The organism is Streptomyces sp. NPDC023838 (assembly GCF_040639555.1).
Taxonomy (GTDB): domain Bacteria; phylum Actinomycetota; class Actinomycetes; order Streptomycetales; family Streptomycetaceae; genus Streptomyces.
The window spans coordinates 119,707-146,551 of the sequence record NZ_JBFAAD010000020.1 but is presented as its reverse complement, the minus strand read 5'-3'; the positions used below and the strand labels follow the sequence as shown (position 1 = coordinate 146,551).

Sequence of the window (26,845 nt, the reverse complement as noted above, 5' to 3'; positions counted from 1 at the left end):
GTGACAGTGCCCCGCACCCCCTCGGGGCGCGGGGCACTGTCACGCCACGGCCTAGTAGAGGTCGCGGTAGGTGTTCCAGCCGTCGCCCAGCTTCACGCGGGACTTGAAGCCGCCGTAGCCGTTCGCGTCGTAACGGAACGCCTCGCCACGGGAGTTGGTGGCGATCAGGTCGGCCCGGCCGTCGCCGTTGAGGTCGCCGGGGGCCGCGATGTTCCTGAACTGCTGCCAGCCGGGGCCGACGTAGACGCGCGACTTGAAGGGCGAGGTGGACACGCCCGTGCCCTGGTACAGGTACAGCTTGCCGTCGCCGGTGCGCGCGACGATGTCGGCCAGACCGTCCCCGGTGAGGTCACCGGCGCCGACGATCTGGTTGTAGGCGTTCCAGCCGCCGCCGACCTTGAGGCGGGAGGCGAAGCCGGTGCCCTGGCCGTTGCCGCGCTGGAGCCACAGCGTGCCGGAATCGTCGCGGGTGAGCAGGTCGCCCTTGCCGTCGTTGTTGAGGTCGCCGGGGCCCACGACCAGGTTGTAGCCGCCCCAGCCGCCGCTGATGTAGGTGGTGTCGGCGTACAGGTTGTTCTGGTAGACCTCGAACAGCTCGGGGTCGCTGTCGGCGTCGAGGGAGGCCGCGTAGCCCATGTGGGCGCCGAGCCAGCCGCCGTCGGAACTCACCTGCTTACGGGCGCTGAGCGTGCCGTTGTTGAGCGCGTAGTAGTAGAACAGCGTTCCCTTGCTGTCCCGGCCCATCAGGTCGCTCTTGCCCCACGTGGTGTTGCCGCCCTGCGAGGCGAACACGACGGAGACGTTCCAGCCGTCGCCGCCCACGATCCGGTCCTTGAAGTTGCCCTTGCCGTCGGCCAGGTAGAGGTAGAGCTTGCCGCCGGGGCCGCGCGTGGCGATGTCGGCGAGGCCGTCGTTGTTGACGTCGTCCAGGGGCACGATCTGGTTGTACGCGTCCCAGCCGCCGCCGATCCGGACGCGCGTCTTCAGTGGGGCGGCGGCGTTGCCGGTGCCCGCGTAGAAGTACAGATCGCCGCCGGGCGTGCGGGCCACGACGTCACCGATGCCGTCGCCGTTCATGTCGTTGGCGCCGACCAGCTGGTCGTAGGCCTGCCAGCCGCCGCCGACCTTGACCTTGGACGCGAACGGGTCGCCGGTGGCGCTGCCGTTGCCCAGGTACAGGTACAGGTCGCCGGAGGGGGTGCGGGCCAGCAGGTCGTACTTGCCGTCGCCGTTGACGTCACCGGGGGCGAAGAGCTTGTTGTACGCGTTCCAGCCCTGGCCGGTCCAGTTGGGGTACGAGGCGCCGCCGGTGCTCACGCCCGCGTACAGCGACAGGGTCCCCGTGGGGGACACGGTCAGCAGCTCGGAGGAGCCGTCGCCGTCCAGGTCGCCGGGGGTGATCAGGTCCTTGTACGGGCCGAAGGTGTTGGTGGCGAACTCCAGTTCCTGCGTGGCCGTCTCCACGTAGGCCTTGCCGTTGATCGCCCGGTAAAGGAGGTCGCCGGAGCCGTCCTTGTCGACGTCCAGACGGGGCTTCAGCGGGGTGGCCGCGGCCGCGGCGGACCGCTTGGCGTGGTGCGGCAGCGTCAGCGACGGCCGCGCGGTGAGCTCCGGCCCGGCCGGCTTGACGGCCGTGTGCGGCGCCTTGGGCGTCTCGTCGGCCGCGGCCGTGCCCGAGAGCAGCATGCCGGCCGAGAGCGCGAGGGCGGTGCAGGCCGCGAGGCGGCCGGGGCGCGATATGCGCAGAGAAGACAAAATTCCCCCCAGGGAATATGCGGGTGGAACCGGGTCGAATTCATCGCGGCTCACGCGAAAGCGGAGCACGCGGGAACATTCCTCGCGGGGCCCACACGCAGCGCGTCGAAACAGACGTTGAGGCACGCGTGGCCGCTCACGAAGGAATGCCCAAATCCCCCCGGGAATGTGCGTGAAGCCTACAGCTGATGAGAGGGTGGTTGAAGGGGAAAATGGGCCACGAGCGAAACCCGCGACCCATTCGAGACCAGGCGGAACCAAGCGGGATCAGGTGGAACCAAGCGGGATCAGGCGGGACCAAGCGAGACCGGCCAGGGGAGCCCGGGCAGCCGCCCTGGGGAGCCCCGCCGCCGCTCAGCTCTTGCGATGCCCTATCAGCCGCGGTTTCTGCTCCAGCCCGTCCAGCCCGTGCCACGCCAGGTTCACCAGGTGCGCGGCCACCTCCGCCTTCTCGGGCTTGCGCACGTCCAGCCACCACTGGCCGGTCAGCGCGACCATCCCGACCAGCGCCTGCGCGTACAGCGGGGCGAGCTTCGGGTCGAAGCCGCGGGCCTTGAACTCCAGGCCGAGGATGTCCTCGACCTGGGTCGCGATGTCGGAGATCAGCGAGGCGAAGGTGCCCGTCGACTGGGCCACCGGCGAGTCCCGCACCAGGATGCGGAAGCCGTCCGTGTACTTCTCGATGTAGTCGAGCAGCGCGAACGCGGCCTGTTCCAGGAGCTCGCGCGGGTGCCCCGCCGTCAGGGCGCCCGTCACACCGTCCAGGAGCGAGCGCATCTCACGGTCGACCACCACCGCGTACAGCCCCTCCTTGCCGCCGAAGTGCTCGTAGACCACCGGCTTGGAGACGCCGGCCTTCGCCGCGATCTCCTCCACCGAGGTGCCCTCGAAGCCCTTCTCGGCGAAGAGCGTGCGGCCGATGTCCAGCAACTGCTCCCGGCGCTCCGCGCCCGTCATCCGGGTACGACGGGTCCGCCGGGGTCGTTCGGTGCCCGCCGAGCCGTTGGTGCTGGTCGTGCGGGTGGTGCTGGAGTCGGTCGCCACGTCCTCCATCATGCCGCCTCTGCGGCCTTCTCCTTGCGGGCGCTCTCCTCGGCTGCCTTCTCCGCACGCCGGGACGGGGCGCCCGGCTCGCTGCGCTTGGCGTCCAGGCGGGCCTCGGTGGGCCAGCGCACGTCGTACGCCCAGCCCAGCTGCTCGCACCAGCGGATGATCCGGGCGCTGGAGTCGATCTGGCCGCGCATCACGCCGTGCCGCGCCGAGGTGGGGTCGGCGTGGTGCAGGTTGTGCCAGGACTCGCCGCACGACAGGACCGCCAGCCACCACACGTTGCCGGAGCGGTCGCGCGACTTGAAGGGGCGCTTGCCGACCGCGTGGCAGATGGAGTTGATGGACCAGGTCACGTGGTGCAGCAGCGCGACCCGCACCAGCGAACCCCAGAAGAACGCGGTGAACGCGCCCCACCAGGACATCGTCACCAGACCGCCGACGATCGGCGGGATGGCGAGGGACAGGATCGTCCAGAAGACGAAGTCGCGCGAGATCCGGCGGATCGCCGGGTCCTTGATCAGGTCCGGCGCGTACTTCTCCTGCGAGGTCTGCTCCTCGTTGAACATCCACGCGATGTGGGCCCACCACAGGCCCTTCATCAGCGCGGGCAGCGTCTCGCCGAACCGCCACGGAGAGTGCGGGTCGCCGTCCGCGTCGGAGAACTTGTGGTGCTTGCGGTGGTCCGCCACCCAGCGCACCAGCGGGCCCTCCACGGCCATCGAACCGGCCACCGCGAGAGCGATCCGCAGCGGGCGCTTGGCCTTGAAGGAGCCGTGCGTGAAGTAGCGGTGGAAGCCGATGGTGACGCCGTGGCAGCCCAGGTAGTACATGAACACCATCAGGCCGAGATCCAGCCAGCTCACGCCCCAGCCCCAGGCCAGCGGTACCGCGGCGAGCAGGGCCACGAACGGCACGACGATGAAGAGCAGCAGCGCGATCTGTTCCACGGACCGTTTGCTCTCGCCCCCGCGGGTCGCGGAGGAATCCGGCGGCTCGGTGGCCGGATCGATCAGGTCGGGGCTTGTGGTCATTGGGGAATCCCCTGGGGGTGAGTGGAGAGACGAGAGGCCCGGCTACGGATCCGTAACCTACGGCGACGTAAGTATGGCAGTGGCCCGCCGCCGTACAAGAGGGCACAAGAGGGCGGTGGACTGCGTCGCGCGTACGGACACCTATCCTGGGTCTCGTCGGACAGCGCGGTCCGCAAGCCTCCAGTACCCCTCCAGACGTGCTCAAACACTGCAAGGAGCCGCACCTGTGAGCAGTGCCGACCAGACCCCCGCCGCCAGCCCCGAGCTTCGCGCCGACATCCGCCGACTGGGTGACCTCCTGGGCGAGGCGCTCGTCCGCCAGGAAGGGCCCGAGCTCCTGGAGCTCGTCGAGCGCGTGCGCGCCCTCACCCGTACGGACGGCGAGGCAGCCGCCGAGCTGCTCGGCGGGACCGAGGTGGAGACCGCCGCCAAGCTCGTACGGGCCTTCTCCACCTACTTCCACCTCGCCAACGTCACCGAGCAGGTGCACCGCGGCCGCGAGCTGCGCGCCCACCGGGCCGCCGAGGGCGGGCTGCTCGCCCGCACCGCCGACATGCTCAAGGACGCCGACCCCGAGCACCTGCGCGCGGCCGTCAAGAACCTGAACGTGCGCCCGGTCTTCACCGCGCACCCCACGGAGGCGGCCCGCCGCTCCGTCCTCAACAAGCTGCGCCGGATCGCCGCGCTCCTGGAGACACCGGTCAGCGAGTCCGACCGGCGCCGCCTGGACCTGCGCCTGGCCGAGAACATCGACCTCATCTGGCAGACCGACGAGCTGCGCGTGGTGCGCCCCGAGCCCGCCGACGAGGCCCGCAACGCCATCTACTACCTGGACGAGCTGCACGCGGGCGCGGTCGGCGACGTCCTGGAGGACCTGGCGGCCGAGCTGGAGCGGGTCGGCGTCGAGCTGCCCGCCGGCACCCGCCCGCTCACCTTCGGCACCTGGATCGGCGGCGACCGCGACGGCAACCCCAACGTGACCCCGCAGGTCACCTGGGACGTGCTGATCCTCCAGCACGAGCACGGCATCAACGACGCGCTCGAAGTGATCGACTTCCTGCGCGGGCTGCTCTCCAACTCGATCCGCTACGCGGGCGCCACCGAGGAGCTCCTCGCCTCCCTCCAGGCCGACCTGGAGGCGCTGCCCGAGATCAGCCCCCGCTACAAGCGGCTCAACGCCGAGGAGCCCTACCGGCTCAAGGCGACCTGCATCCGCCAGAAGCTGGTCAACACCAAGGAGCGGCTCGCCAAGGGCACCCCGCACCAGGCGGGCCGCGACTACCTGGGCACCTCCGAGCTGATCGCCGACCTCACCCTGATCCAGACGTCGCTGCGCGCCCACCGCGGCGCGCTCTTCGCCGACGGCCGGATGGACCGGACGATCCGCACGCTGGCCGCCTTCGGCCTCCAGCTCGCCACCATGGACGTACGCGAGCACGCCGACGCGCACCACCACGCGCTCGGCCAGCTCTTCGACCGCCTGGGCGAGGAGTCCTGGCGGTACGCGGACATGCCGCGCGAGTACCGCCAGAAGCTGCTCGCCAAGGAGCTCCGCTCGCGCCGCCCGCTGGCCCCCACCCCGGCGCCGCTGGACGAGGCCGGGCAGAAGACCCTGGGCGTCTTCGGCACGATCAAGGAGGCCTTCGAGCGGTTCGGCCCCGAGGTGATCGAGTCGTACATCATCTCGATGTGCCAGGGCGCCGACGACGTCTTCGCGGCCGCCGTCCTCGCCCGCGAGGCCGGGCTCGTCGATCTGCACGCGGGCTGGGCGAAGATCGGCATCGTGCCGCTCCTGGAGACCACGGACGAGCTGCGCGCCGCCGACGTCATCCTCGACGAGATGCTGGCCGACCCCTCCTACCGGCGCCTGGTGTCGCTGCGCGGCGACGTCCAGGAGGTCATGCTCGGCTACTCCGACTCCTCCAAGTTCGGCGGCATCACCACCAGCCAGTGGGAGATCCACCGCGCCCAGCGCAGGCTGCGCGACGTCGCCCACCGCTACGGCGTCCGGCTGCGGCTCTTCCACGGCCGCGGCGGCACCGTCGGCCGCGGCGGCGGCCCCTCGCACGACGCGATCCTCGCGCAGCCCTGGGGCACCCTGGAGGGCGAGATCAAGGTGACCGAGCAGGGCGAGGTCATCTCCGACAAGTACCTCATCCCCTCGCTGGCCAGGGAGAACCTGGAGCTGACGGTGGCCGCCACCCTCCAGGCCTCCGCCCTGCACACCGCCCCGCGCCAGTCCGACGAGGCGCTCGCGCGCTGGGACGCGGCGATGGACACGGTCTCCGACGCCGCCCACGCGGCCTACCGCAAGCTGGTCGAGGACCCGGACCTGCCCGCGTACTTCTTCGCCTCCACCCCCGTCGACCAGCTCGCCGAGCTGCACCTGGGCTCGCGCCCCTCGCGCCGCCCGGACTCCGGTGCGGGCCTGGACGGGCTGCGGGCGATCCCGTGGGTCTTCGGCTGGACGCAGTCGCGGCAGATCGTGCCCGGCTGGTACGGCGTCGGCTCGGGCCTGAAGGCGCTGCGCGAGGCCGGCCTGGACACGGTCCTGGACGAGATGCACGAGCAGTGGCACTTCTTCCGGAACTTCATCTCCAACGTGGAGATGACCCTGGCCAAGACGGATCTGCGGATCGCCCGCCACTACGTCGACACACTGGTGCCGGACGAGCTCAAGCACGTCTTCGCGGACATCGAGGCCGAGCACGCGCTCACGGTGAGCGAGGTACTGCGCATCACCGGCGGCGAGGAGCTCCTCGGCTCGCACCCGGTGCTCCAGCAGACCTTCGCGATCCGGGACGCCTATCTGGACCCGATCTCCTACCTCCAGGTCTCGCTGCTGGCCCGCCAGCGGGCCGAGGCGGAGCGCGGCGAGAGCCCCGACCCGCTGCTCGCCCGGGCGCTGCTGCTCACCGTCAACGGTGTCGCGGCGGGCCTGCGCAACACCGGCTGATCCCCGCGCGGGACACGGCGAAGCCCCGGTGGCCGATCGGCCACCGGGGCTTCGCCGTACGTACGCGAGCTAGGAGTTGTACGTCGACTGCGCGCGCTCAAGACCCTCGATGACCAGCGCCTCGACGGCGTCGGCCGCGCGGTCCACGAAGTAGTCGAGCTCCTTGCGCTCGGTCGACGAGAAGTCCTTCAGGACGAAGTCCGCGACCTGCATCCGGCCCGGCGGACGGCCGATGCCGAAGCGGACGCGGTGGTAGTCCGGGCCGAACGACTTGGTCATCGACTTGAGGCCGTTGTGGCCGTTGTCGCCGCCGCCGAGCTTCAGGCGGAGCACTCCGTAGTCGATGTCCAGCTCGTCGTGGACGGCCACGACGTTCTCCGTCGGCACCTTGTAGAAGTCCCGCAGCTGGGTGACGGGGCCGCCCGACAGGTTCATGTACGACAGCGGCTTGGCCAGGATCACCCGGCGGTTCAGCGGCCCGGCCGGGCCGATACGGCCCTCGACGACCTGGGCCCGCGCCTTGTGCGCCTTGAACTTGGCGCCCATGCGCTCCGCGAGCAGGTCCGCGACCATGAACCCGACGTTGTGCCGGTTGGCGGCGTACTCGGGGCCGGGATTGCCGAGGCCCACGACGAGCCAGGGGGCGTCCATGTGCGTCTGTCTCCGCGGGGAGTAGGGGAGGGGGTGCGGGGAGCGCCGGAGCGCCCCCCGCGGTCAGGCTCAGGCCTCGGCGGACGCGTCGCCCTCGGCGGCGTCGGCGGCCGGCTCCTCGGCCTGGGCGGCCAGGATCTGGATGACGACGGCCTCGGGGTCGGTGGCCAGGGTGGTGCCCTTGGGCAGCGGGACGTCCTTGGCGTGGATGGAGGCGCCGGCCTCCAGGCCCTCGATGGAGACGGTGACGGAGGTCGGGATGTGGGTGGCCTCGGCCTCGACGGAGAGCGTGTTCAGCACGTTCTCGACGAGGAAGCTGCCCGGGGCGAGCTCGCCCTCGGTCTCGACGACGACCTCGACGGTGACCTTCTCGCCCTTCTTGACGAGCAGCAGGTCGACGTGGACCAGGTAGCCCTTGATGGCGTCACGCTGGACGGCCTTCGGGATCGCGAGCTCGGTCTTGCCGTCGATGTCCAGGGAGAGCAGGACGTTCGGGGTACGCAGGGCGAGCAGCAGCTCGTGGCCCGGCAGGGTCACGTGGACCGGCTCGGTGCCGTGACCGTAGACGACGGCCGGAACCTTGTTGTCGCGGCGGATGCTGCGGGCGGCGCCCTTGCCGAAGCTGTTACGGACCTCGGCGGCGAGCTTGACCTCGGACATGTGCACTCCTCGTATACGCAGATGGATAGCTGTGGGGGCACCACCCTGCTCATTTAGAGCTTGGGGGAGGTCACCCGGCCACGACTGGCCTGCTACGAAGAGCGCGTCGATAACGGACCGCCGTACCTATGGGTACGGCCTCCCTCGCCGAGCAACTCGATGAGTCTACCCGGCGGGAAGGCCGTACCCAAAAGGATCTTCTGAGACCCCGTGGGGACTACTGCTCCTCGAAGAGGCTGGTGACCGAGCCGTCCTCGAAGACCTCGCGGATCGCGCGGGCGATCGACGGGGCGATCGAGAGCACCGTGATCTTGTCGAGCTCCAGGTCGGACGGGTCCGGCAGGGTGTTCGTGAAGACGAACTCGCTGACCTTGGAGTTCTTCAGCCGGTCGGCCGCGGGGCCGGACAGGATGCCGTGCGTGGCCGTCACGATGACGTCCTCGGCGCCGTGCGCGAACAGGGCGTCGGCGGCGGCGCAGATGGTGCCACCGGTGTCGATCATGTCGTCGACCAGGACGCAGACGCGGCCCTTGACGTCACCGACGACCTCGTGGACGGTCACCTGGTTGGCGACGTCCTTGTCACGGCGCTTGTGAACGATCGCCAGCGGCGCGTCCAGACGGTCGCACCAGCGGTCGGCGACGCGCACACGGCCGGCGTCCGGGGAGACGATCGTGAGCTTGGAGCGGTCCACCTTGGCGCCCACGTAGTCCGCGAGGACCGGCAGGGCGGTGAGGTGGTCGACCGGACCGTCGAAGAAGCCCTGGATCTGGTCGGTGTGCAGGTCGACCGTGAGGATCCGGTCGGCGCCCGCGGTCTTGAGGAGGTCCGCGATCAGCCGGGCGGAGATCGGCTCGCGGCCCTTGTGCTTCTTGTCCTGGCGGGCGTACCCGTAGGACGGCACGATCACGGTGATGGAGCGGGCCGACGCGCGCTTCAGCGCGTCGATCATGATCAGCTGCTCCATGATCCACTTGTTGATCGGAGCCGTGTGACTCTGGATCAGGAAGCAGTCGGCGCCGCGCGCCGACTCCTGGAAGCGGACGTAGATCTCACCGTTGGCGAAGTCGAAGGCCTTCGTCGGCACGAGGCCGACACCCAGCTGGTGCGCGACCTCCTCGGCCAGCTCGGGGTGGGCGCGGCCGGAGAAGAGCATCAGCTTCTTCTCGCCGGTCGTCTTGATCCCGGTCACAGCACTGTCTCCTCAGAGGTGTCTTCTGCTGCTGAGCCCGCGCGGTCCCTTGGCGACGAGCCAGCCGAATCGTGTGCGTCTATCACGGTACGCCGTGACCGGCGCAGATGTTTCCGGTCAGTTTTCGCCAACGGCCTCTTCGGAGGCGGCCGCAGCCGCCTGCGCGGCCGCGCTGCCCGGCCGCTTGCGGGCCACCCAGCCCTCGATATTCCGCTGCTGGCCACGGGCGACGGCCAGCGAGCCGGCGGGCACGTCCTTGGTGATGACGGACCCGGCCGCGGTGTAGGCGCCGTCCCCCACTGTGACAGGAGCAACAAACATGTTGTCCGAGCCCGTCTTGCAGTGCGAGCCGATCGTGGTGTGGTGCTTGGCCTCGCCGTCGTAGTTCACGAAGACGCTGGCCGCGCCGATGTTCGAGTACTCGCCGATGGTGGCGTCACCCACGTACGACAGGTGCGGGACCTTGGTGCCCTCACCGATCGTCGCGTTCTTGGTCTCGACGTACGTGCCGATCTTCGCCTTCACGCCGAGGCGGGTACCCGGACGCAGATAGGCGTACGGGCCCACCGACGCGCCCTCGCCCACCTCGGAGTCGTACGCCACGGTGTTGTCCACGCGCGCGTCCTGGCCCACCTGGGTGTCGGTCAGACGGGAGTTGGGGCCGACCTCCGCGCCGCGGCCCAGGTGCGTGGAGCCGAGCAGCTGGGTGCCCGGGTGGACCAGGGCGTCCTGCTCGAAGGTCACCGTGACGTCCACGAAGGTGGTGGCCGGGTCGACGACGGTCACGCCCGCGAGCATCGCGCGCTCGAGCAGACGGTCGTTGAGCAGCCGGCGGGCCTCCGCGAGCTGGACGCGGTTGTTGATCCCGAGGATCTCGCGGTGGTCGCCGCCGACCGAGGCGCCGACGCGGTGCCCGGCTTCGCGCAGGATGCCGAGGACGTCCGTGAGGTACTCCTCGCCCTGGCTGTTGTCGGTACGGACCTTGCCGAGCGCGTCCGCGAGCAGGGCGCCGTCGAAGGCGAAGACGCCGGAGTTGATCTCCTTGATGGCGCGCTGGGCCTCGGTGGCGTCCTTGTGCTCGACGATCGCGGTGACCGCGCCGGACTCGCCGTCGCGCACGATCCGGCCGTAGCCGGTCGAGTCGGGGACCTCGGCGGTCAGCACGGTGACGGCGTTGCCGTCCTCCTCGTGCGTACGGGTCAGGGCGGCCAGCGTGGCGCCCGTGAGCAGCGGGGTGTCGCCGCAGACCACGACGACGGTGCCCTCGATGGACTGGCCGAGCTCCTCCAGGGCCATCCGCACGGCGTGACCGGTGCCGTTCTGCTCGTACTGGACGGCGGTGCGCACGGAGGAGTCGATCGCGCCGAGGTGGGCGCCGACCTGCTCACGGGCGTGGCCGACGACCACGACGAGGTGCTCGGGGTCGAGCTCACGGGCGGCCGCCACGACGTGGCCGACGAGCGAGCGCCCGCAGATCTCGTGCAGGACCTTGGGGGTGGCCGACTTCATGCGGGTGCCCTCACCCGCGGCGAGGACGACGACGGCTGCCGGGCGATTGGCGCTCACGGGAAATGCCCTTCGGCTTTGTGTGGTGGACATCCGCAGGATACCGGGGGGTCCGTGGGCGGAAATCCGGGTGGGGAGGGGGAAACACGGCGGGTCCTGACTGGGACAGTCAGGACCCGACGCAGAAGCTCCCCCGCCAGGACTCGAACCCGGACATAGGGCACCAAAAGCCCCAGTGCTGCCAATTACACCACGGGGGATGGAAACCGACTTAACCGGACATTGCGTCAGGCCGTCGGATCGGCACCCAACACTATGCCGTACCAAGCGCCTTCCATGCGACGGTGGAGATCGGCGCTCTCGATTCACCAGATTGACGGACGACCACCGGAACCGTGCATGTTCGATTGCGTTCTGTGCTGTTGAAGTCGCCGGAAAATCGCTGGCGGCCGCCCGTAGGCTGGATGGCATGACCGCAACGGGGGCAGACCACGACTCCGCGGGGATGACCTCCCGCGGCTGGTGGTGGTGGGAACGGCGGCGCAGTGCCGCCCTGGACATCGGACTGGGGCTGGCCTCCGCGTTCGAGTGCGCATTGGAAGGTGTGAAGTTCGCCGGGGACGCGGGGGTCCCCGTACCGGCCGGGGTGCTGTTCGGCCTGGCGGCCGGGGTGACCCTGGCCGCGCGGCGGCGCTGGCCGGTGGCGGTCGTGCTGATCTCGATCGCCGTGACCCCGGCCAACATGGGGTTCCTGCTCGGCATCGTCGGGCTCTACACGCTGGCCGCCTCCGAGGTGCCGCGCCGCATCACGGCGGCGCTGGCCGGAATGTGTCTGGTGGGCACGTTCATCGTCACGTTCGTCCGGATGAACCAGAGCGTCGACGACGGCGCGTTCGACGGCGGCCGGTGGCTGGTGTCGCTCTTCTCGGTCGTGATGGCGCTCGGCCTGACCGCGCCGCCGCTGCTCCTCGGGCTGTATATAGGGGCCCGGCGCCGTCTGATGGAGTCGCTGCGCGAGCGTGCCGACTCGCTGGAGCGGGAGCTGTCGCTGCTCGCGGACCGCGCCGAGGAGCGCGCCGAGTGGGCCCGTACGGAGGAACGCACCCGGATCGCCCGCGAGATGCACGACGTGGTCGCCCACCGGGTGTCCCTGATGGTGGTGCACGCCGCCGCGCTCCAGGCGGTGGCCCGCAAGGACCCGGAGAAGGCCGTCAAGAACGCGGTGCTGGTCGGGGACATGGGCCGCCAGGCGCTGACGGAGCTGCGGGAGATGCTCGGCGTGCTGCGCACGGGGGAGGCGGTACGGGCCGAGGCGCCGGCGCCGGTCCCGCTCGCGGCCGTGGGCGCCGCCGCCGCGGCTGCCGCGGCCGCCGCCGAGGAGGGGCCGTGCCTGGCCGACATCGAGGCGCTGGTCGGCCAGTCCCGGGAGGCCGGGATGGTGGTCGAGATGACGGTCCACGGGGCGGTGCGGGTCTACGACGCGCTGGTGGAGCAGACCGCATACCGGGTGGTGCAGGAGGCGCTCACGAACGTGCACAAGCACGCGGCGGGGGCGAAGGTGATGGTCCGCCTCGCCCATCGGGACGGCGAGGTCGCGATGCAGGTCGAGAACGGCCCGGCGGACGGGGCGAGTCCTGACGCGGGGCTTCCCAGTGGGGGCAACGGTCTGGTCGGGATGCGCGAGCGGGTGCTGGCGCTGGGTGGCGTCTTCGTTTCCGGGGTCACGGACGGGGGCGGATGGCGGGTGTCGGCGGTGCTGCCGGACCAGGTGGGGTGAGGTCCGTGGGGGCTGAGGTCCGTTTCCGGCCGCGGGCCGTCGCGGGCTGAGCGCTCCCCCAAGTTCTCGGCTTCGCTCGAACAGGGGGACCCCCATCGCGGCGGAGCCGCACGATGTGACAGCCCCGCGCCCCTTGAATACCGCTACGCGGCAATCCCCTGGGCGCCCCGAAGGGGCGCTCTCAGGGGCGCGGGGCTGTGACATATGCGGCTCCGCCGCGTGGGCGCGAGCAACCCACCACCGGCCCGCAGACGGACACCGGGCCACATATCAGCGTGGCGATGTCAGGCGGATCGGCTGGACGCCCGTCATCAGCGTGTTCAGGGCCAGGTCGAGGTCCGCGCCCAGGTACCAGTCGCCCGTGTGGTCGATGCTGTAGACGCGGCCCTCGGTGTCGATGGCCAGGACCGCCTGCTGGTCGCCCTCCTCGCCGAGCGGGGCGAGCTCCGTCTCCAGGGCGCGGCCGAGGTCGGCGAACGTACGGGCCAGGTGCAGGCCCGCCACGGGGTCGAAGCGGACGGTCGCGGGCGCGTTGTGGCGGCCGGGCCCCGGCGCCGTCAGCCGCAGGCCGCCGAACTCGGCCCACGCCTCCACGGCCGCCGGGAACACGGTGTGCCGGTGCCCGGCGGGCGAGGTGTGCGAGCGCAGCACGTCGGCCCAGGCCTCGGCCTGCCTGATGTCCCAGCGGCCGGGGTGCCACCCGGCGGCGCGCAGCGCGGCGTCGACGGGCACGGGGAAGCGGGTGGTGGACACGTCCGGCATCGCGTTCGGTTCAGCCCTTCTCGGCGGCGGGGTCGACGGCTCGTACGCCGAAGTGGGCGAGGAGTGCGGTACAGGAACGACAGGGCGGCGCGTAGCTGCCGTGCAGCGGGTCGCCGTCCTCGCGGATGCGGCGGGCCGTCACCTTGGCGTGCTTGAGCGCGCGGCGGGCCTCGCCGTGGGTCAGGGGCTTGCGGCCGGACCTGCGCGACTTGCCCGCGCGGGCCGACTCCAACGAGCTGAGCTGGCGCGACAGCAGGATCGCCTCCGGGCAGCGCCCGGTGAACCGCTCGCGCTGGCCGCTGGTGAGGGTGTCGTGGAAGTCCTGTACGAGCGGGTGGAGCACGGGCGGCTGGTCGCCCTTGCCGGCGGTGCAGGTCAGTGTCTCGCCCCGGACCGAGAGCGCGGCGGCCACGGCGGGCAGGATGCCGTCGCGGCGGTGCAGCAGGACGGGCGCGGAGGTGATCGTGGTGCTCCACTGCAGGCGGGGGTCGCCGGAGCGCGGATCTCCGGAGCGCGGGTCGCCCGAGCGCGGTTCGCCGCCGCGCGGGTCGGCTGTTCCTGCTCCTCCCCCTGCGGCGGCTCCGGCCCGCGGGTCCCCCGTCCGGGAGGCGGCGTCCGCCGCTGCGCCCGATATGTCGGTCGTTCCGTGCATGGTGCTCGCTGTCCCTCCCGTTGCCGGCGCTGACCGCCGCCGGTGTCAACGCCCCCGTTAACGCCCCGTTCAACGCCCCGCTGCGGGGAACAGACTGCCAAATGTGCCCAGTGGTACGGAAGCTGGGGCACTGATGTCACTACGTCCGTGTCGTCACTATCGCCGCACGGTGACCCGCTTGTGACACCTGGTCACGGTGGTACGGGGCGGGGGTGCGGGGCAGGGACCCGGTATTGCCCCACCGCATAGTCTGGTTCCTCACCAGCCAGACGCAGCAGCTCGCACGCAGGGGGCATCCGCCATGACGACAGGTCGGCTCGGGCACGCCGCGCCACCGAACGCGGCCTATGCCGGACAGGTCGTGAACTTCCCGGACCCGGTCCGCGCCTCCCGCCACCCCAGAGGGGTGCGGGTGGACGCGAACGGGCGCCCGGACTTCTCCGCGTACGCGCGCGCGGCCGCCGAGATCGCGGAGCCGCCGGAGGGCTTCGGCGTGGACGAGCTGCGGCTGACCGACTACGTGTCGGCCAACGCGGCGCTCGCCGCCGACGGCCACGAGCTGTGGGACACCGTGCCCGCCGTGGCCACCCCGCACGGCTGGACCTGGCACCACGTGCCCGGCACCCGCCGGCTGGAGCTGGTCCCGGTCGAGGTGAAGGCGCTGCTGCGGCACCACGGCGGTCTGGCGACCACCAGTGTCGACCAGGACAAGCGCGGCACCCGCCCGCTCCAGGAGACGCGCCCGGCGCACTTCGGGGTGCCCAAGGACCTGGTCTCGGTCTCCGAGTCCCAACTCCTCGGCGTGGAGGAGGACTTGGGGTACCGACTGCCGGGCGCGTACCGGGCGTTCCTGAAGGCGGCGGGCGGCTGCGCGCCGGTGGGCGCGGCGCTCGACGCGGAGCTGGGGCTCCTGGTGGACCAGCCGTTCTTCACCGTGCGCGACCAGGCGGCGGTCAACGACCTCGTCTACATCAACAAGTGTCTGCGCGACCATCTGACCAAGGACTACCTGGGCGTGGCCTTCGTGCAGGGCGGCATCCTCGCCGTCAAGGTGAAGGGCTCCGCCATCGGCTCGGTCTGGTTCTGCGCGTACGACGACGCGCGCGACCAGGACGGCTGGAGCGTGCAGGAGCGCGTGGAGCGGCTGCTGCTGCCCTGCGGGACGGACTTCGACGACTTCCTCCAGCGGCTGGCGGGCAACCCGCCGGAGCTGGAGACCGTGGCGAACCTGATGGTGGACGGCGGCTTCGCGCGCGCCGTGCCGGTGGGGGAGTGAGTGTGATGGTGACCTTCGCCCAGGCGCAGGAGCGCGCGGAAGAGTGGATCAACGGGGACGTGCCCGCGTACCAGCACCGTGAGGTGCGGGTGCGGGAGTTCGAGCTGGGCTTCGTGGTGTGGGCCGAGGACCGCGCCGAGGGCCCGTCCTCGGACGGCGGCCGCCAGCGGCTCGTCATCGCCCGGGACAGCGGGGAGGCCACGCTGTGGCCCGGCCTGCCGGTGGGTGAGGTGATCCGCCGGTACGAGGAGGAGTACGGCGTGCCGGACGAGCCCGAGGACGAGGTGCCGCCGCGCGCGCCGGAACGGATCGACCTGAACCAGACGTCGTTCCTGCTGACGCCACCGGAGTGGCTCCAAGAGGCGGCGGACCGGATGGGGATCCCCGACGCCCGTGAGCCGGACGGGACGCCTGCGGGCGCCGCGACGGCGGCGGGGGAGGGTGCGACGCCCGTGCCCGCGCAGTCCGGCCCTGGCCAGCCCGGCCCCGGCCAGCCTGCTCCCGCCCAGCCCGGTCCCGGGCAGTCGGGTCCTGCTTGGCCGGGGGCGGCGGCTCCGGCCGCGCCGGGGGAGGGTGCGGCGTCCGTGCCCGCGCAGTCCGGTCCTGCCCAGCCCGGCCCCGGCCAGCCTGCCCAGCCCGGTCCCGGGCAGTCGGGTCCTGCTTGGCCGGGGGCGGCGGCTCCGGCCGCGTCGGGGTCGGTGGCTGCCGGTGCCGCTGCTGCGGCCGGGGAGGACGCGGCGCCCGCGCAGGGCGCGCCCGCCTGGCCGGGGGCGACGCCTCCGCCCGCGCCCGCGCAGCCCGGTCCCGCGTGGCCGGGTGGGACGCCCGCGCCGTCCGGTGGTGTCGCGTGGCCCGCGCCGACCGCCGACGTGCCGTCGGGGGCGACCCCGTGGGCCGGTACGGACACGAACGCCGGGTCGGACGAAGGTTCCGTACCGCTTCCGGCGACGGTGTTCGCCCCGCCACTGTCCGGTTCGGACGCCGACGACACCCCTCCGCCGAGGGCTCTGCCCGAGGCCAAGACGGCCCTGCTCCAGGGCGGCAGCCAGCTCCCCCCGACGGCCATCGCCCCGGCCCTCGACCCACAGGCTCCGGCGCCGGGTGTGCCTGGCGGTCCTGGCGTGCCCCCCGGTCCCGGTGTACCTGGTGCCCCGGCTACGCCGGTCGGCCCCGGTAGTCCGGGTGCGCCTGGTGCCCCGGCGGGCTCCGGTACGCCGGTCGGCTCGGGTGGTCCGGGTGCGCCCGGCGGCCCCGCCGTGCCCCCCGGCCCCGGCGTGGCCCCCGGCCCCGGTGCACCTGGTGCCCCCGGCACGCCGGTCGGCCATGGCGGCCCCGGTGCACCCGGTGCCCCCGGCGGCCCCGGCCAGCCCGGTGCCCCCGGCCAGCCCCCCGCCCCCGCCGCACCCGGCGCCCCGGGCGCGCCCGTCGGCCCCGCCGGTCCTGGCGCCTCCGGCGCCCCCGGCGCCGGTCGGCCCTCCGCCGCCGACATCGCCGATGCCGCCACCAGTAAGGCCGCTCCGCCGCGTGGGGCCCGGGGGAGTACTCCGCCACCGCCCGGGGAGCCCGGGGTGCCCGGGGCTCGGGCCGGGGCGCCCGCGTACGTACCCACGCAGATGGTTTCGCAGCTCGGGCCCGACGGGCCGCAGCCTGCCGGGCCGCCCACGCCGCCGCCTCCGGGCGGGGGTGTGCACCATGCCGCGACCATGCTGGCCGACCCGAGCCAGCTCGGCCCCGGCGGTCCCGGCGGTCCCGGTGGACCCCAGCCGCCCTCGCCTCCGGGTCCGCCCGGCGCCCCCGGTGCCGGTCGTGCACCGCAGCCGCCCGGGCCTCCCGGCGCCCCCGGTGTGCCGCAGCCTCCCGGCCCGCCCGGCGTGCCCGGTGCGCCCCAGCCCCCCGGCCCGCCCGGCGTACCCGGTGGCAGCAGTGGTGGCGGGGCGCACTACGCCGCGACCATGCTCGCCGACCCGAATCAGCTCGGGCCCGGCGGGCGGCCCGGTGCGCCCCAGCCCCCCGGCCCGCCCGGGGCTCCCGCCACGCCGCCTCCGCCCGGCGGTGGTGTGCACCACGCGGCCACCATGCTCGCCGGGCCCGCCCAGATGGGGCCCGGCGCGCCGCAGCCGCCCGCGTACGGCTACCCCCAGCAGCCCACCGGTCTGCCGACCGTCGGGCCGGGGTACCAGGCCGTGCTGCGCTACCGCGCCGCCGACGGCTCCGAGCAGCAGCTCATCCGGCGGTCCGCGCCCGGTATCCCGCACCCCGAGTGGCAGATCTTCCACGAGCTGCGCGGGATGAACGTGCCGCCGGACCACGTCCTTGAGCTGCACACCGAGCTGGCCTCGTGCGAGTTGCCCGGCGGCTACTGCGCCCGGATGATCCGGGAGACCTGGCCGCAGGTGCGGATCACCTCCGTCGCCCCGTACGGCACGGACCACGCCTCGCGCCGCCAGGGCGTCCAGCACCTGCTCACCCACCAGGGCGAGCTGGCGCAGGTCGCGGACGGCCCCGCCCGGCCGCAGCCGGTGCGCGCGCCGCTGCCGCAGGTGCAGCCCGCGCCGCCGCTCCCCCCGGAGGGCGTCGCGCACGAACTCGCCGGTGCCTTCGGCCCGCAGGGCGTCTTCCGCTTCGACCAGCGGGCGGTGTCCCGCCAGGGCGTGCCCGAGGCCGTCGCGGTCACGCTGGTGTGGGCGGGGCTCCCGGCGGACTTCGGACCGTTCTTCTGGGCGCAGGCCGTGCCCGGCCAGCCGGTCCCGACGCTCGCCGAACTCGCCGCCCAACGGCAGGTGCAGGCCGCCCCGGACGCCGGCTCGTACCTGGTCATGGGCTCGGACTTCGGCCGTGCGATCTGCGTCCAGTACGGGACCGCGAACATCGTCGCGGTGCCGGTGGAGGCGGGCCCGGGCGGCCAGTCCGTACCGCCGCAGTTCGTGAACACCGGACTCCCCGAGTTCGTCCGGTGCATGGCGTTGCTCGGCCACATGTGGCGGCTGCGCTACGGCCTCAACCCCGAGCAGGCGGGCCGCTGGACGGTCGACTTCCAGGCCCAGCTCGCCGCGCTCGACCCGGCGGCGCTGGCCTCCCCGGAGAGCTGGTGGTCGGTGCTGCTGGAACAGTTCTGGGACGGGCTGCTCTGAGCACATAGGCTGACAAGTACGTTGATACGACGAGGCGTTCGCCGCACCACGCGGCGGGCGCCTCGTCGCCTTTTCCGGTTGTGACGGTAATTGCAGCATCCTTGACCGTTACGGATGGGTGGAGTGTCGCGTTATGACCAATTCGCTTCGATCCAGCAGGATGTGGCCGGATCGCATCGATAGGGTCGATAGGTCGGAGGACGTCAAGGATGAGTGCAGCGCCCGAACCATCGCAGTCCCCCCGGGGCTTCGCCGTCGTACGGGGCGGCCGTGGCTACCGTAGGGACCAGGTCGACCGCCGGCTCGCCGTCCTCGGCGAGGAGCGCGACGCCGCCTGGGAGCGGGCGGCGCGGCTCACCGTCCTCGCCAAGCGGATGGAGGCGGAGGAGGCCGCGCTGCGCGACCGGGTCGCGGCGCTCGGTCCGCAGTCGTACGAGTCGCTGGGCCGCCGGGCCCAGGCGCTGTACGCCCTCGCGGTCGAGGAGGTCGACGCTGTACGGGCATCCGCCCACGAGGAGGCGGCGGCCGTGCGCGACGCGGCGGACGCGGCCGGCCGGCTCGCGCGCGAAAGCGCCGGCGTGTGCGCGGAGAAGGTCCGCGCGGAGGCCGAGGCCCGGGCGCAGCAACTGCTGGTCGCCGGGCGGGCGACCGCCGACGAACACCGTGACGAGGCCCTGGCCGACGCGCGCGACCGGCGGGCGGAGGCGGCGGACGCGCTGCGCGAGGTGCGCGAGCGGACCGGGGCCACACTGGCCGACCAGGCGCGCGAGCACGCCGAGCGCGTCGAGGCACTGGACCGCGAAGTGGCCGCGCGCGAGGCCGAGTTGGACGCCTGCCACGCCGAGCTGACCGCGCATGCCGAAGCCGCCCTGGCCGAGGCGGAACGCGCCTGCGCCGAGACCCAGGAGTCGGCCCGCCACGGTCAGGAGAACGCACAGGCGAGGGCCGCCGAACTGGTCGCGACGGCGCGGGTGCAGGCCGACCGGATCGGACGGGAGACGGAACGGGTGCTGCGGGAGCACGCGGAGGTGCGGGAGGAGCTTGTCTCGCACATGGCGCATGTACGGAGCGGGTTGGCGGGGCTGACGGGGCGGGCTCCTGCGGAGGGCTGAGGGGCCGGGGGCACGCCCGGCGGGACGGGGTGCCGCCGCGCCCACCCGTGCCGCCTCAGCGGCGATCGCCCGGCGGACGCGGCAGCAGGCCTCACCTCACCTCACCTCCGCGCCCCTGCCAGGATCCAGCCCTCCACCGCCTCGTACCGCTGCCGCTGCCCGTACACGTCGCGGCGGCTCAGGACCGTGCCCAGCCAGCCCGCCGCGAAGCCGAACGGGATGGAGACGATGCCCGTCGTGGTGAACGGGAACCAGTTGAAGTCATGGGTGGGGAAGACGGACTGGGGCGAGCCCGAGACCAGCTTCGTGCCCGTCATCACCACCGCCGTGAACACCGTTCCGCCGATCAGTGTGCACAGCAGCCCCGCCCGGGTGTAGCGGCGCCAGAACAGACTGAGGATCAGGGCCGGGGCCAGCGCGGACGCGCCCAGGCAGAACGAGAGGGTGACCAGCGGCTGGAGGTTGTGGTTCTGGGCCGCCGTCGCCAGCGCGATCGCCGGGATCCCGACGGCGAGCGCGGCCACCCGGGCCGTGTTCGTCTCGGTGGCGTCCCGCACCCCGGCCCGGCCGCGCAGCCCGTGGGCGACGAGGTCGTGGGCGAGCGAGTTGGCGCACGCCAGGGTCATCCCGGAGATCGAGGCCAGCAGGGTCATGAAGATCGCCGTGGCGACGGCCGTGAAGAGCAGCGTGCCGAGCGTCGAGGCGTGCGTACCGACGATCGCCTGGCTGGTCAGCAGGATGGACGTCCTGCCCTGCGGATCGGCCTCGGTGATGGCCCGGCGGCCCACCACCGCCGCCGCGCCGAAGCCGATGACGATCAGCGCGAGGCAGATGACCGCGACCGCCGACACCGCCCAGGAGAGCGAGCGGCGGACCGCGCGGGCGCTGGGGGCGCTGTACATCCGCATGGTGATGTGCGGCAGACAGGCCGCGCCGATCACCACCGTCAGCTCCGAGCTGATCATGTCCAGTGAGTCGCCGCCGAACTGGAGCCCGGAGGAGAGGTACGCCGGGCCCGCGCCGCTGCCCCGGGCCGCCTCGCCGAGCAGCCGGCCGGGGCTCCACCCGTACCGGTGCAGGACCAGGGCGGCGACGGCGAGCGAGGAGACGGCGAGGACGACGGTCTTGACCGCCTGGATGAAGGCGGTGCCCTTCATGCCGCCGATCGCCGCGTAGCCGATCATCAGCAGGCCGAGCATCACGATGCAGCCCGTCTTGAACTCGGCGGCGCCGAAGCCCAGGACGAAGGCGATGAGGTCGCCCGCGCCGGCCAGCTGGACCACCATCAGCGGCAGCAGCGCGGCGAGCGTGACCAGGCACGCGGTGACCCGGACGACGGGGCCGGGCGCCCGCCGGGCGAACGCGTCGCCCATGGTGAACCGGCCCGCGTTGCGCAGCGGTTCGGCCAGCAGGAACATCAGCAGGACGAGCGAGAGCGCGGTGCTCAGGGTGAGGACGAGACCGTCGTACCCGGTCAGCGCGATGACCCCGACCGTACTGAGCACGGTGGCCGCCGAGACGTAGTCCCCGGCGATGGCCAGGCCGTTGCGCAGCGGCGAGAGCGAGCGGTAGCCGGTGTAGAACTCGCCGAGGTCGTCGCGGTCGGGCGCGGTCATCACACAGAGCAGCAGCGTCACGCTGATCACCGCGATGAACGCGATCAGGGACATGGCCCGGGCGTCGGAGGCGAATTGGGTCATCGGCCGGCTCCGTCCGTGTACCGCCGGGAGTGCGGGGGCCGCGGGGGCCGCTGCGCGGCCTGGTGGCGGATGGCGGCGGCGAGCGGGTCGACGGTCCGCTGGGCGGTCCACTCGTACACGCCTATCGCGACGAGCGTCACCGGCAACTGGCAGAGCCCGAGCAGCAGTCCGGCGGTGAGCCCGCCGGAGATGTGCCGGCCGAGGAAGCCGGGGGCGTACCCGGAGAGGACGAGGAAGAGAACGAAGTACCCGAGGGCGGTGAGGGTGGAGACGCGCCGCAACAGACGGTAGGCGGTGCGGAGTTGGGGGATGCCGGGGGACGAGCGGTGGTGCGGCATCGGCTGCTCCTTGCAGGGGGGACGGGGGAGCCGGAAGCGCTGGTGGGTGGCGGCGAACTTACCGGTCGGTATGGGTTGGGGGGAGCCCTTGGGGCGAACTTTTCGACACGGGGGGATAGTTACCGTAGGTAACGAGGTGGGGGGCGGGTGGAGGCCCGAGCGCTCGGCCTCAGCCCTGGGGTGGAGAGCCCCTACGGGTTCCTCCCTACTTCAGGGCAGGGGGTGTTCGTCCTGGCGGAGGACGAGAAGAGGGGGAGCGGTTCTTTAACGTGGTCCTACATCGAGCGGCTACGGGGAGCCGCAGGTGGGAGGTGGGGGTAACCCCCCGCTCAAGACACCGCCGGGCACCAGGGTGCCCGGCAGCCTCGCTCGACAGACTTGAGACGTACGCAAGACGCACTGACTCGCAACGAGGAGAAGAACCGTGACAACGGCTGTGACCATTCCCAGGCACGGGGGTACTGGAGGGCAAGCGGCGGTCGCGGCTCGGGCGCGCCAGGTCGTCAAGGCGTACGGGTCCGGGGAGACCCGCGTCGTGGCGCTCGACCACGTCGACGTGGACATCGCCCGGGGGCAGTTCACCGCGATCATGGGCCCGTCGGGCTCCGGCAAGTCCACGCTGATGCACTGCCTGGCCGGGCTCGACACGGTGACCGGCGGCCAGATCTACCTGGACGACACCGAGATCACCGGCCTCAAGGACAAGAAGCTCACGCAGCTGCGCCGGGACCGGATCGGCTTCATATTCCAGGCGTTCAACCTGCTGCCGACGCTCAACGCGCTGGAGAACATCACGCTCCCGATGGACATCGCGGGCCGCAAGCCCGACCGGGAGTGGCTGGACCGCGTGGTGGAGACCGTCGGGCTGGCCGGGCGGCTCAAGCACCGCCCGACCCAGCTCTCCGGCGGCCAGCAGCAGCGCGTCGCGGTGGCCCGTGCCCTCGCGGCCCGGCCCGAGATCATCTTCGGCGACGAGCCGACCGGAAACCTGGACTCCCGCGCCGGCGCCGAGGTCCTCGGCTTCCTGCGCCGCTCGGTGGACGAGCTGGGCCAGACCATCGTGATGGTCACCCACGACCCGGTCGCCGCCTCCTACGCGGACCGCGTGCTCTACCTCGCGGACGGCCGGATCGTCGACGAGATGTTCCGCCCGACCGCCGAGGCCGTCCTCGACCGCATGAAGGACTTCGACGCGCGGGGGCGGACCTCGTGACCGTGCTCAAGACCTCGATGCGCAACTTCTTCGCGCACAAGGGACGGATGGCCCTCTCGGCCGTCGCGGTCCTGCTCTCGGTGGCGTTCGTGTGCGGCACGCTCGTCTTCACCGACACCATGAACACCACCTTCGACAAGCTCTTCGCCGTCACCTCGGCCGACGTCACCGTCAGCCCGAAGAACGCGAAGCCCGACGACCGGCCGCAGACCGGCATGCCGGAGACGCTGCCCGCCTCGGCCCTGGAGAAGGCGCGCGCCGCCACCGGGGTGAAGTCCGCCGAGGGCGGCGTCTCCAGCTCCAGCGTCACGGTCGTCAACGCCGAGAACGAGAACATGGGCTCCTCCAACGGAGGCCCCACCCTCGCGGGCAACTGGACGGCCAACGAGCTCAAGGCGATGGAGATCACCTCCGGCCACGCCCCGCGCGGGCCGACCGAGATGATGGTCGACTCCGACACCGCCGACAAGCACCACCTGAAGATCGGCGACGAGCTGCGCACCATCGCCGTCACGGGTGACTTCAAGGCGAAGATCACCGGCATCACCTCCTTCAAGGTGACCAACCCGGGCGCGGCGATCGTCTACTTCGACACCGCCACCGCCCAGCGCGAACTGCTCGGCCGCACCGGCCTGTTCACCAGCGTCTCGCTCACCGCCGCCGACGGCGTCAGCGACGAGCAGCTCAAGCAGAACGTCGCCGCCAAGCTCGGCGCCGGCACGTACAAGCTGGAGACGGCCGCCGAGGCCAAGGACTCCAACCGCGACTCGGTCGGCTCCTTCCTCGACGTGATGAAGTACGCGATGCTCGGCTTCGCCGGAATCGCCTTCCTCGTCGGCATCTTCCTGATCATCAACACCTTCTCGATGCTGGTCGCCCAGCGCACCCGCGAGATCGGCCTGATGCGGGCCATCGGCTCCAGCCGCAAGCAGGTCAACCGCTCGGTCCTGGTCGAGGCGCTGCTGCTCGGCTTCTTCGGCTCCGTCCTCGGCGTCGGCGCGGGCGTCGGCCTCGCCGTCGGCCTGATGAAGATCATGGGCTCGATGGGCCTGGAGCTGTCCACCGACGACCTGACGGTCAAGTGGACGACCCCGGCGGTCGGCATGCTGCTCGGCATCGTGGTCACCGTCCTCGCCGCCTACCTGCCGGCCCGGCGGGCCGGCAAGATCTCTCCGATGGCGGCGCTGCGCGACGCCGGTACGCCGGCGGACGGCAAGGCGGGCCTGGTCCGGGCGATCATCGGCCTGGTGCTGACCGGCGCCGGCGCCGCCTGCCTCTACGCCGCGGCCCACGCCGACAAGGCCAGCTCCGGTTCGGGCGTCCTGGGCCTGGGCGTGGTCCTCACGCTCATCGGCTTCGTGGTCATCGGCCCGCTGCTCGCGGGCGGTGTGGTGCGGGTGATCAGCGTCCTGGTGCTGCGGATGTTCGGCCCCGTGGGCCGGATGGCCGAGCGCAACGCGCTGCGCAACCCGAGGCGTACGGGAGCGACCGGCGCGGCCCTGATGATCGGGCTCGCCCTGGTGGCCTGCCTCTCGGTGGTCGGCTCCTCGATGGTCGCCTCGGCCACCGACGAGCTCGACAAGTCGGTCGGCGCGGACTTCATCGTCCAGGCGGGCAACGGCCAGCCGATCGTCCCGCAGGCGGCCGACGCCCTGCGCAGGACGCCGGGCATAGCCCACGTCACCGACTACAAGTCGGTGAACGCGAAGATCACCACCCCGGACGGGAAGACCAGCAGCGAGGACCTCTCCGCCGCCAGCCCGACCTACACCCAGGACCTGCGCCGCGAGACGCTCTCCGGCAAGCTGTCCGAGGCGTACGGCAAGGACGCGATGTCGCTCGGCGAAAAGTTCGCCAAGGACCACAACGCCAAGGTGGGCTCCACGCTGACCGTCGCCTTCAAGGGCGGCCGCACGGCCCACCTCAAGGTCGCGGCGATCACCTCGGACGACACCAATGTCGACAAGGGCGCGATGTACCTCAACGTCACGACCGCCGAGCGCTATCTGCCCGCCGACCGGGTGCCGAAGAACATGATCATGTTCGCCAAGGCGGAGGACGGCAAGGCCAAGGAGGCGTACGCCTCGCTGAAGGCGGCCCTCAAGCCGTACCCGCAGTACAAGGTGCAGGACCAGACGGACTTCAAGAAGGACCTGAAGGACCAGATCGGCCAGCTCCTGAACATCGTGTACGGCCTGCTGGCCCTCGCGATCATCGTCGCGGTGCTCGGTGTGGTGAACACCCTCGCCCTGTCGGTGGTCGAGCGGACCCGGGAGATCGGCCTGATGCGCGCCATCGGCCTCTCGCGCCGCCAGCTGCGCCGGATGATCCGCCTGGAGTCGGTGGTGATCGCCCTCTTCGGCGCCCTGCTCGGCCTCGGCCTCGGGATGAGCTGGGGCACGACCGCGCAGAAGCTGCTGGCCCTGGAGGGCCTGGGTGTCCTGGACATCCCGTGGCCGACGATCATCACGGTCTTCGTCGGGTCGGCGTTCGTGGGTCTGTTCGCCGCCCTGGTCCCGGCCTTCCGGGCGGGCCGCATGAACGTGCTCGGAGCGATCGCGAGCGAATAAGCCGCCGTACGGGGGTCGGCGGGGCGGCCCCGGGGAGTTCTTCCGAACTCCCCGGGGCCGCTTCACATGTCAGGCGGGGTTCCCCGGCTGCTTCACGGGCTCTCCGGCCGCTTCCACGGGTTCTACGGCTGCCGCTCCAGGACGACGTATCCGTACGCCACGCCCGTCATCGCGTACCGCGTGCCCGGGTGCAGCTCGCGGGCGTACTCCAGCGGGTCGCCCGCCCAGCCCGAGACGTTGTCGAGGGCGATGAAGTCCGGCACGACCCGGCGGGTGTCGCCCACCCAGAACACCCGGCAGCGGGAGGTGAGCCGGGAGACCGGCCCGACGTTCGCCTCCACGGTCGCCCCGTCCGGGATCCGCGCCAGAATCCGCTCCCGCTCACCGACTTCGGCGCTCTTGCGGTACGTGGCCGACTCGCTCAGCGTGTACAGCGGCAGCGAGGTGGTCAGCGCCAGGGCGGCGGCGGCCGCTGCGGCGGGCAGCTGCCGGGCGTACGAGCGCATCCAGGGGCGCGCGCTGCGGCGCCCGCTGTCCACGGCGTCGGCCAGCGCGAGCGCGAACACCGGCATCAGCACGGCGCTGTAGTGCCAGTCGGTGGACCAGTAGTGGTCGTCGGAGGAGAGGAACCGCCAGCCCAGAGTCGGCACGGCGGCCAGGAACAGCGGGGAGCGCACGGCGAGCAGCCCGGTCGGGAGCAGCAGCCACAGCAGGGTGCGCAGCTTGGTGCCGGAGGCGGTGAAGGGCCCGGCGCCGGTGGTCTTGCCCCAGTAGTCGTACGCCCCGGCCGAGTTGAAGGCCGGTATGACCAGGGTGAGGGTCACGGCCACGGCCGCGATGCCGAAGGCGGCGACGCCGAGCGCGTACGCGGCGGTGCGCGGTGAGCTCCGCCGGGCACGCAGGGCGACGACCACCGCGACGGCCGCGAGCGTCAGCCCCAGGTCCTCCTTGACCACGACCAGCGGCAGCGCCCAGCACAGGGCCGCCCGCCAGCGCCGGTCCAGGACGGCCTCCAGCGCGTAGGCGATCAGCGGCACGGCGAAGCAGATCTCGTGGAAGTCGAAGTCGGCGGCGCGCTGGAGCCCCCAGGAGAGCCCGTACGCCACGCCGACCGCGAGCCCCGCGCCCCGCCCCAGCAGCCGGGCGGCGCCCCGGGTGACCGGCACGGCCGAGAGCGCGAACAGCGCGGACTGGGCGACGAGCAGGGTGACGGGGGTCGGGAAGAGCCGGTAGAAGGGGGCGAGCAGCGCGGTGACGGGGCTGAAGTGGTCCCCCAGGATGTTCGCGCCCGGCCCCTTGAGGTCGGCGACGGGGGCGCGCAGATGCGCGTAGGCCCGGACCGCCTGCTCGAAGATCCCCAGGTCCCAGGAGAGCGTCTCCATCCGCCGGTAGCGCAGGACGGAGACGGTGGCGTACGCGACGAAGAGCGCGGCGGCGAGGAGGTACGGATCCCGGCGCCCGGGCAGAGCGCTGCGCCTGTTTAAAGGTGTCTGCTCCGATATGTGGCCGGTCT

At 72.2% G+C, this 26,845-nt stretch carries 19 protein-coding genes and 1 tRNA gene; 7 read left to right on the top strand and 13 right to left on the bottom strand.

Annotation, left to right across the window (positions count from 1 at the left end; genetic code table 11):
- Nucleotides 1-51: 51 nt before the first annotated feature.
- From AB0G17_RS23960 to AB0G17_RS23950, 3 genes are all read right to left on the bottom strand, one after another.
- Nucleotides 52-1,755, bottom strand: coding sequence for an FG-GAP-like repeat-containing protein (locus AB0G17_RS23960; RefSeq protein WP_361386312.1), 1,704 nt, complete (start codon nt 1,753-1,755; stop codon nt 52-54).
- A gap of 354 nt (nt 1,756-2,109) precedes the next feature.
- Nucleotides 2,110-2,808, bottom strand: a complete 699-nt coding sequence (locus AB0G17_RS23955; RefSeq protein ID WP_361386344.1) for a TetR/AcrR family transcriptional regulator — start codon at nt 2,806-2,808, stop codon at nt 2,110-2,112.
- Entirely contained in the window at nt 2,808-3,836 is a 1,029-nt protein-coding gene (locus AB0G17_RS23950; protein ID WP_361386309.1) for a fatty acid desaturase, read from the bottom strand. Before AB0G17_RS23950 ends, AB0G17_RS23955 begins: the two co-directional genes overlap by 1 nt.
- A gap of 226 nt (nt 3,837-4,062) precedes the next feature.
- Between AB0G17_RS23950 and ppc the strand changes: the two genes are divergently transcribed.
- Nucleotides 4,063-6,792 (top strand): phosphoenolpyruvate carboxylase, encoded by a 2,730-nt coding sequence (ppc, locus tag AB0G17_RS23945; RefSeq protein ID WP_361386306.1) that lies wholly within the window; start codon nt 4,063-4,065, stop codon nt 6,790-6,792.
- Nucleotides 6,793-6,861: 69 nt separating this feature from the next.
- Here the strand turns inward: ppc and pth are convergent, their stop codons facing one another.
- The 5 genes from pth to AB0G17_RS23920 form a co-directional block, all read right to left on the bottom strand.
- The gene (gene pth / locus AB0G17_RS23940) at nt 6,862-7,443 is read right to left on the bottom strand and encodes an aminoacyl-tRNA hydrolase (RefSeq protein ID WP_361386303.1); all 582 of its coding nucleotides are present in this window, start codon (nt 7,441-7,443) and stop codon (nt 6,862-6,864) included.
- Nucleotides 7,444-7,512: 69 nt separating this feature from the next.
- Nucleotides 7,513-8,103 (bottom strand): 50S ribosomal protein L25/general stress protein Ctc, encoded by a 591-nt coding sequence (locus AB0G17_RS23935; RefSeq protein WP_361386300.1) that lies wholly within the window; start codon nt 8,101-8,103, stop codon nt 7,513-7,515.
- A 217-nt stretch (nt 8,104-8,320) separates the two neighbouring features.
- Nucleotides 8,321-9,295 (bottom strand): ribose-phosphate diphosphokinase, encoded by a 975-nt coding sequence (locus tag AB0G17_RS23930; RefSeq protein ID WP_361386297.1) that lies wholly within the window; start codon nt 9,293-9,295, stop codon nt 8,321-8,323.
- 117 nt (nt 9,296-9,412) lie between these two features.
- Entirely contained in the window at nt 9,413-10,861 is a 1,449-nt protein-coding gene (gene glmU, locus AB0G17_RS23925; RefSeq protein ID WP_361386294.1) for a bifunctional UDP-N-acetylglucosamine diphosphorylase/glucosamine-1-phosphate N-acetyltransferase GlmU, read from the bottom strand.
- A 128-nt stretch (nt 10,862-10,989) separates the two neighbouring features.
- Nucleotides 10,990-11,061, bottom strand: a tRNA-Gln gene (locus tag AB0G17_RS23920).
- 209 nt (nt 11,062-11,270) lie between these two features.
- Between AB0G17_RS23920 and AB0G17_RS23915 the strand changes: the two genes are divergently transcribed.
- On the top strand, nt 11,271-12,578 hold the full coding sequence (locus AB0G17_RS23915) for a histidine kinase (RefSeq protein WP_361386291.1): 1,308 nt from the start codon (nt 11,271-11,273) through the stop codon (nt 12,576-12,578).
- Between the two features lie 270 nt (nt 12,579-12,848).
- On the opposite strand, the gene AB0G17_RS23910 is transcribed toward AB0G17_RS23915, so the two are convergent.
- Entirely contained in the window at nt 12,849-13,340 is a 492-nt protein-coding gene (locus AB0G17_RS23910; RefSeq protein WP_361386288.1) for an SUKH-3 domain-containing protein, read from the bottom strand.
- Nucleotides 13,341-13,350: 10 nt separating this feature from the next.
- On the bottom strand, nt 13,351-13,992 hold the full coding sequence (locus AB0G17_RS23905; protein WP_361386285.1) for a YwqJ-related putative deaminase: 642 nt from the start codon (nt 13,990-13,992) through the stop codon (nt 13,351-13,353).
- Between the two features lie 301 nt (nt 13,993-14,293).
- Here AB0G17_RS23905 and AB0G17_RS23900 point away from each other — a divergent pair, with 301 nt between their 5' ends.
- From AB0G17_RS23900 to AB0G17_RS23890, 3 genes are all read left to right on the top strand, one after another.
- A complete protein-coding gene (locus AB0G17_RS23900) occupies nt 14,294-15,268 on the top strand; it encodes an HNH endonuclease (RefSeq protein ID WP_361386282.1) in 975 nt (324 codons plus the stop codon).
- A gap of 5 nt (nt 15,269-15,273) precedes the next feature.
- Nucleotides 15,274-18,399, top strand: a complete 3,126-nt coding sequence (locus AB0G17_RS23895) for an SUKH-4 family immunity protein (protein ID WP_361386279.1) — start codon at nt 15,274-15,276, stop codon at nt 18,397-18,399.
- A gap of 209 nt (nt 18,400-18,608) precedes the next feature.
- Complete coding sequence (locus AB0G17_RS23890; RefSeq protein ID WP_361386276.1) at nt 18,609-19,511, top strand: cellulose-binding protein; 903 nt, start codon at nt 18,609-18,611, stop codon at nt 19,509-19,511.
- A 101-nt stretch (nt 19,512-19,612) separates the two neighbouring features.
- On the opposite strand, the gene AB0G17_RS23885 is transcribed toward AB0G17_RS23890, so the two are convergent.
- Together AB0G17_RS23885 and AB0G17_RS23880 are read right to left on the bottom strand one after the other, a co-directional pair.
- The gene (locus AB0G17_RS23885; RefSeq protein ID WP_361386273.1) at nt 19,613-21,211 is read right to left on the bottom strand and encodes a cation acetate symporter; all 1,599 of its coding nucleotides are present in this window, start codon (nt 21,209-21,211) and stop codon (nt 19,613-19,615) included.
- Nucleotides 21,208-21,549 (bottom strand): DUF485 domain-containing protein, encoded by a 342-nt coding sequence (locus AB0G17_RS23880; protein WP_361386270.1) that lies wholly within the window; start codon nt 21,547-21,549, stop codon nt 21,208-21,210. The genes AB0G17_RS23885 and AB0G17_RS23880 overlap by 4 nt, the downstream gene beginning before the upstream one ends.
- A 424-nt stretch (nt 21,550-21,973) precedes the next feature.
- Here AB0G17_RS23880 and AB0G17_RS23875 point away from each other — a divergent pair, with 424 nt between their 5' ends.
- On the top strand, nt 21,974-22,762 hold the full coding sequence (locus AB0G17_RS23875) for an ABC transporter ATP-binding protein (protein ID WP_361386267.1): 789 nt from the start codon (nt 21,974-21,976) through the stop codon (nt 22,760-22,762).
- Nucleotides 22,759-25,332 carry an FtsX-like permease family protein gene (locus AB0G17_RS23870; RefSeq protein WP_361386264.1) on the top strand — a complete coding sequence of 858 codons (2,574 nt, stop codon included), beginning with the start codon at nt 22,759-22,761 and terminating at the stop codon, nt 25,330-25,332. Before AB0G17_RS23875 ends, AB0G17_RS23870 begins: the two co-directional genes overlap by 4 nt.
- Before the next feature lie 122 nt (nt 25,333-25,454).
- On the opposite strand, the gene AB0G17_RS23865 is transcribed toward AB0G17_RS23870, so the two are convergent.
- Nucleotides 25,455-26,834, bottom strand: coding sequence for a DUF2079 domain-containing protein (locus AB0G17_RS23865; protein ID WP_361386341.1), 1,380 nt, complete (start codon nt 26,832-26,834; stop codon nt 25,455-25,457).
- Nucleotides 26,835-26,845 lie beyond the last annotated feature (11 nt).